We start from the raw sequence: 6,501 nt of genomic DNA, 5'->3' as shown, positions 1-6,501 counted from the left end.
GACGCCACCGTCGAGGGCGCGGCGCCCGGCGCCGGCAGGCCCGTCGCGGGGCGGGTCACCCGGACGTCGGCGACCCCTGGCAGGTTCACCGGTTTCGGGCCCACCGGCCACGAGCCGTCGGGAACCGCGGACAGCAGCCGGCGGGTCTGCGCGGCCTCGCTCACCGCCTCCGTCGCGGTCGCGGCGGCCAGCGCCTTCTCGTACGCGGCCCGGGCCTCGGCCGGCTTGCCGCTCGCGACCAGCACGGTACCCAGCGCCCGCCATGCCAGGACCTGGGCGCGGACGTCCTCGGCGCCCACCTCGACCGCGCGCCGGGCCACCGCCAGTGCCTCGGCCGGCCGGCCGGCGTCGAGGAGCGTGCCGGCCAGATGCGCGTACGCCTGGCGGCGCGGGAAGAGCAGGGTGGCCGGCTCGCCGGCGGCCAGCGCCGTCTCCAGCAGGTGGATCGCCTCCTGCAGGCGGCCTCTGGCCCGCGCGACCTGGGCGGCCAGCACCTTGGCGCCGAGCTGGGCGTGGGGCTGCAGCTCGAGGCTGTCCAGCGCCCGCATGGCCAGGTCCGCGGCCTGCTCGGCGTCGTCGAGGAGCCCGGCGTCGAGCCGGGTGAGCCCCAGCAGCACCATGGCGAGCGCGCCGACGACGGCATGGCCGCCCTGGTCGGCGGCGGCCTGGGCGTTGTGCAGGTGCGCCGCCCCGCGCTCGGGGTCACCGGCGCCCCGCGCGGCCAGGCCCCTGGCCACGAGGGTGAGCGCGACACCCCAGGTGTCCCCGGTCGCCTCGAACAGCCCCGCCGCCCGTTCGGCCTCGGCCTCGGCCTCGGTGATGTCCCCGAGTTCGGCGGCGGCGACCGCGTCGATCGTCAGGCACACGGCCAGGCCCCACACCTCACCCAGTGACCCGGCCATCTCGATCAGGTCGCGGGCGAGCCGGCGGGCCCGGCTGAGCTGGCCGGACAGCAGCCAGACCAGCGCCTCCGTGCCCGCGCACCAGCCCAGGCCACCGGTGTCGTCCAGCCGCCTGAAAACCTCGGAGGCGTCCCGGAGGTACTCCTGGGCACGTGGGTAGTCCCCCCGGGTGGTCGCGCTCCAGGCGAGGTGCTGGAGGGCCCAGCCGACCCCTCTGGGATCGCCGACCCGACGGGCGAGGGCCAGCGCGTCGGTGAACCGCTTCTCGGCGTGGCGCACCCGGCCGGCAGCGTATTCCAGCAGGCCGAGCTGGCGCAGGGTGGCGGCGACCACCCGGTCGCTGCCGGCACGCTGAGCCTCCTCGAGCGCGGTGACGAGCGCGGTCGCGGCCTCGTCGTCCCGGCCCTGCTTGTGCCGCAGGTCGCCGAGGATGCGGTACGCCGCGGCCCGCAGCTCGGGTGTGGTGACCCGCAGTGCGGGCCGCAGGACACGCTCGGCCTCGTCCAGCCGGCGCAGTGACGCCAGGGCCTCGGCCTGCAGCACGACCGCGCCCAGATCGTCGAGTTCGCCCACGACCCCCCGGCCGAGCCGGCGTGCGCTGGTGATCAGATCGATGGCGCTGCGGTGGTCGTCGCGGGCGAGCGCCGAGCGGGCGACCCGGACCAGGGCGTGGAACCCGGGCTCCCGCGCCGACCAGGCCGGATCGGTGGGCGCCAGCGCCATCGACGCCGCGAGGTCGTGGGCTCGTTCGGCATGGTGGCCGACGAAGGCCGCGACCTCCGCCTCGGAGCCGCTGAGGAACTCCACCCCCCACTGGGCCGCCGCGGCGTGCCGGCGGGCCCGCTCCACCTTGGGCAGGCCGGCGTAGGCGACGTCCCGGGCCATCGGGTGCACGAACGTCCACATCGGCTCCCCGGGATGCGGGGCCCGCAGGAGCTGGCGTTCGGTGAGGGTTTCCAGTGCCCGGTGCACCTGCTCGCCGCGACGGTCCTCCAGCGCGGGCAGCGCGTCCGCGGGGAACCGGCTGCCGAGCACCGACGCCGACCGCAGGACGGCCTTCGCGATCGGGTCGAGATCGTCGATGCGGGCGGCCAGCACCGACTGCACACCGGCCGGCAGCGTGGTCTCGGGCAGGGATCCCTCGAGCACCCAGGCGCACTGCTGGGTGCCGGCCGGGTGGGCCGGGGGACGCAGGATTTCCGAGGCCGGGCCCGTGTCCGGCGCGACGCCGTTCGACGTGGTGCCGGGCAGCGGCTCCGTCCCCGCCACGCCGGCGCTGGTGCCGACATCGGTACCGGCGCCGGCGCCGGCGGCGGCCGCGCCGGCCGCGCCGCCGCGGTGCAGGATGCCCCGGTCCACCAGCAGGTTCAGCAGCTCGGTGAGGAAGAACGGGTTGCCGTGGACCCGCGCGAGCAGGGCGGCCCGGGCGGTCTCGTCCAGCTCGGCGCCGCCGAGATAGTCGCGCAGCAGGCTGGCCGAGGCGGACTCCGCCAACGGGGCGAGCGCGAGCGACTCGGCGTTGGGCAGCCCGGCCAGCGACGGGACCTCACGGTCAAGCATGATCAGCAGTATCGGCCCGCGCAGCCTGCCGGCGAAACGCCGCAGGCCCTGCCACAGCGCGGTCGTCGCCCATTCCAGGTCGTCCAGGACGATGACCAGCGGCCCGTCGTTGGACAGGCCGCCGAGCAGCACGGCCACGTCGTCGACGATCGCGTCGACGGCCCGGACGGCGGGATCGTCGGCCGGGTTCTCCCGCCCGGCAGGGTCCCCCGGCGGGATGTCCGGGGCCACCGTCGAGCGGCCCTCCGGCGGCACACCCAGCAGGGCGAGCAGCTTGTCGGCCACGCCGCCGGGGATGCGGGTGCGCGCTGCCGGGTGCTCCAGCCGGCTGACCGTGCGCCGGACCCGTTCGGCGACCCGGTCCGGGCTGTCGCCCTCGCCGACCCCGCAGGCGGTGCGCACGATGTCCATGAGCGGGGCGAGGTCCCGGCCGTCACCGTGGCGGACCGTGCGGCCCCACAGCACCCTCGCGTCCTGCGCCGCGCCCGCCCGGCGGGCCAGTTCCACCGCTATCCGGGTCTTGCCGATGCCGGCCTCACCGGTGACGACGACCGTCCGCGGCTGGCCGTGCGCGACGACGTCCCGGAAGGCGGACTCGAGTACCGCGAGGTCCTGGTCGCGCCCGGTGAACGGCGCGTCGTCGCCGTGCCCGGGCCGGGCGACGTTGGACGGCCGCAGGCTGACCAGCTCGTAGGTGGGGACCGGCTCGCGCTTGCCCTTGAGCTTCAGCGGGGCCAGCCGGCGCCAGGTCGCCACCGAGGTCGTGGCGATCATGGTGTCGTGGCCCGCGTACACGGCGCCCACCGCGGCGGCGTCCGACAGCCGGGCGGCGGTGTTCACCGTGTCGCCGATCACCGTGTAGGTCAGCGACGCCTGGACGCCGGCCAGCACCTCCCCGGTGTTGATCCCGACGCGCAGGCCGAGGTGGCGGCCACCGCCGGCCTCGTCGGTGACGAGCCGGCGGACGGTCTCCTGCATGGCGGCGGCGGCGCGCACGGCGCGTTCCGGGTCGTCCTCGTGCGCGGTCGGCGCGCCGAACACGGCCATGATGCCGTCGCCGGTGAGGTTGTCGACCCGGCCGCCGACCTCGGCGACGTCGCGGGCCAGGGCCGCGAGCACCCGGTCGGTGACCTCGCCGACACGTTCGGGATCCAGGTCCTCCGCCCACGCGGTGAAGTCCGAGAGGTCGCCGAACAGGACGGTGACGACCCGGCGTTCGGCGCCCTCGTCGGTGCCCATGCCGTTTTCGGTCTGCAACGGCAGCCCGCAGTGGAAACAGAACCGTCCACCGGGAACGGCGGGAGTGCCGCACCGCGGGCAGCGCAGCGTTCCACCGAGGGGAGATGTGATCATTGGGGCGCCCTGAAGCCGGAGTCAGAGCCTGGCCATGACGTCCGGCCGGCCTGCCCGGTGTATCGGGCCTGCCGGCACGGTATCCAGGACCGGACCCTTTTGACGTGGTCGGATATATCCGGAGCGTTGCGCACGGGTGGTCGCCTCCCGGCCGCGAGCATAAGCCAACCGTACGAGATCTTCTGTTCGTGCTGATCTTAACGGTTTCCAGGAAGGAAGAGGGCGGTGTGGGATGTCCAGAATCCGGCCGGCTCTACCCTCCCCACCGAAGGCGATGCGATCATGTTTTCGCATCACCGGAGGTGCGTGGGCTGGCGGGGCCGAAGGCGATGCGATCATGTTTTCGTGTTCGTGCGGGTCCCGCCGTCGACGCGATCATGATTTGTGGACGCGGCCGGAAGGCCGTCTCCGCCGCCGGAACGGCGGCCTATGCGAGCGGGAGCTCGAGCGGTGTGGTCCGCAGTTCCCGCCGCTGGCGCAGGTGCTCGATCTGGGCGCGGACGGACATCTCCGCGGCCGGCCACAGGGCACGGTCGACGTCCGCGTAGATCCGTTGAACGATCTGACGGACCGTGCTGTCGCCGGCGGCGAGGGCCGCCCGGACCTGGTCGAGCCGGGCCTCCCGGTGCGCGAGGTACGCCGCCGCGGCGCGGCCCGCGGCCGGCAGATGCGGCCCGTGGCCGGGGAGCACCATGGCGTCACCCAGCTCGCGTAGGCGCCGCAGGCTGGCCAGGTAGTCGCCGAGCTGCCCGTCGGGGTGCGCGACCACGGTCGTGCCCCGGCCGAGGATCGTGTCGCCGGTGAGGACCGAGCTTCCCGCGGTGGGCGCCGGGACGTCGTGACCGCTGGCGCCGCTGTTGACGCCGCCGGTGCCGCTGGTGCCGCCGGTGCCGGTCCACCGGTCGTCGGTGAGGACGAACGACAGCGAGTCGCTGCTGTGGCCGGGGGTGGCCAGCACCCGGATCTCCACCCCGGCGGCGGCGATCACGTCGCCCTCGGCCAGCCCTTCGTCGCCGAGCCGGTGGGCGGCGTCAAGGGCGCGCACCGGCGCGGAGGTCAGCTCGTGCAGCGGCACGGCACCCTCACTGTGATCAATATGACCATGGGTGAGCAGGATGACGTCGACCGGCCCGGCCGCGACGATCGCCGCGAGATGGCCGGGGCCGGGTGGGCCGGGGTCGACCACGACGCAGCCGGTGGCGCCCGGGGCGCGCAGGATCCAGGTGTTCGTGCCGTCCAGGGTCATCGGGCCGGGGTTGGGCGCGAGCAGCAGCGAGGCCAGCAGGGTCACCTGCCGCGGCGCGGGCGGGCCGCCCTCCGCCGGGGCCGCCGTGCGCGGGCCGGGCACGCCGCCCGTAACGCTCGTATGCCCCACAGGTCACTCACCAGGTTCCGAAGCGGACGATGCTCTGCCGCGCGGGTGGCCCGGCACTCCACCCGCTCGTTGCCCGGACGGCCCACCGGACTGCCCGCTGGCTCGGGCTGCCCACCGGCCCGACCGTCGAGTCGGCTAGTTCTGCCGTAGACAGTAGTTCTGCCGTAGACAGTAGGTTGTCCGCCCCGGCTCGCGCACCATGTCGGCGGTCGCGGCCAGCTGTGAGCTGCGTCTCGTTCGAAGGCCCGTATACAGCCGTTTTTCGATGACCAGCCGCCGGTGGACAGTTATCGTTTGGATATATCCACAGCTGGACGGCGGCCCGCGTGCACGCCGTCCGTTCGCGGTTCCCCGACAAGGGCTAGCTGACGGTGACGACGATCTCCACCTCGACCGGAGCGTTCAGCGGCAGGACACCCACCCCGACCGCGGACCTGGCATGTCGTCCGGCGTCACCGAACACCGCCACGAACAGGTCACTCGCACCGTTGATCACTGCCGGCTGGCCGGTGAACGCGGGCACGCTCGCGACGAACCCGACGACCTTGACGACACCGGTGATCGCGTCCAGGCCGCCGGCCACCGCGGCCGCGGCCGCCAGCGCGTTCAGGGCGCTGATCCGGGCCAGGTCGGCAGCGCGCTCCGCCGGCACCGAGCCGCCGTCGGCGGCCTCGCCGACCGGCCCGGTCGCGGCGAGGACGCCGTCCACCAGGGGGAGCTGTCCGGCCGTCCACACCAGGTCACCGTGCCGCCGGGCGGGCACGTACGCGCCCGCCGGCGACGGGGCCGTGGGCAGCGTCAGGCCGAGCGCGGCCAGGCGTTGCAACGGGGTCGCCGCGTCGGCTGTCACGGCGCTCACCTCGCCGGTTCGCCCTTGGGGCGCTTGAAGTAGGCGACCAGGCTCTCCGGGTTCGGCCCCGGGACGATCTGGACCAGCTCCCAGCCGTCCGCCCCCCAGTTGTCGAGGATCTGCTTGGTCGCGTGGATCAGCACCGGCGCTGTCGCGTACTCCCAGGTCTGCATGACTTGTGACCATAGTGCGTCGCGGCCGAGGATCACGTGACGACGTCCACGGCGTGCCTCTCGGCGCCCACGCCGGGAGCACGCGCGGGACCGGCCCGAAGGGGGCTCGCAGGCTCGTCTGACGGGCGCTTGGCAGGCTCCGCCCGGCCGTCTGAAGCAGCCTGGAGGACATCGCCGGGAGGAAGTGTGCGGCCCTGGTGGCCGGGCCGCGGGCGGGGCGGATGGCGCGGCGGCCCTGCGGCGTCCGCGCCGCCCTGGCCCGCACCTGGCCCGCACCTGGCCCGCACC

General features: G+C 74.8%; 4 protein-coding genes. All 4 read right to left on the bottom strand.

The features are described from left to right. Positions 1–3,815, bottom strand: a 3,815-nt coding sequence (locus AC5LUJ_RS04915) for a tetratricopeptide repeat protein (RefSeq protein ID WP_493464525.1), incomplete at its 3' end; no start/stop codon positions are given. Positions 3,816–4,242: 427 nt separating this feature from the next. Continuing rightward, complete coding sequence (locus tag AC5LUJ_RS04910) at positions 4,243–5,163, bottom strand: MBL fold metallo-hydrolase (protein WP_250286428.1); 921 nt, start codon at positions 5,161–5,163, stop codon at positions 4,243–4,245. A 388-nt stretch (positions 5,164–5,551) separates the two neighbouring features. After that, on the bottom strand, positions 5,552–6,049 hold the full coding sequence (locus tag AC5LUJ_RS04905) for a RidA family protein (protein ID WP_250286425.1): 498 nt from the start codon (positions 6,047–6,049) through the stop codon (positions 5,552–5,554). After that, complete coding sequence (gene sp36 / locus AC5LUJ_RS04900) at positions 6,046–6,213, bottom strand: Sp36 family protein (RefSeq protein ID WP_250286423.1); 168 nt, start codon at positions 6,211–6,213, stop codon at positions 6,046–6,048. The genes AC5LUJ_RS04905 and sp36 overlap by 4 nt, the downstream gene beginning before the upstream one ends. Positions 6,214–6,501: the final 288 nt, after the last annotated feature.

The sequence above is a fragment of the Protofrankia sp. CiP1_Cm_nod3 genome, assembly GCF_982290655.1.
Note: the sequence above shows the minus strand (reverse complement) of the source record. Positions and strands in the feature narration are given on the sequence as shown.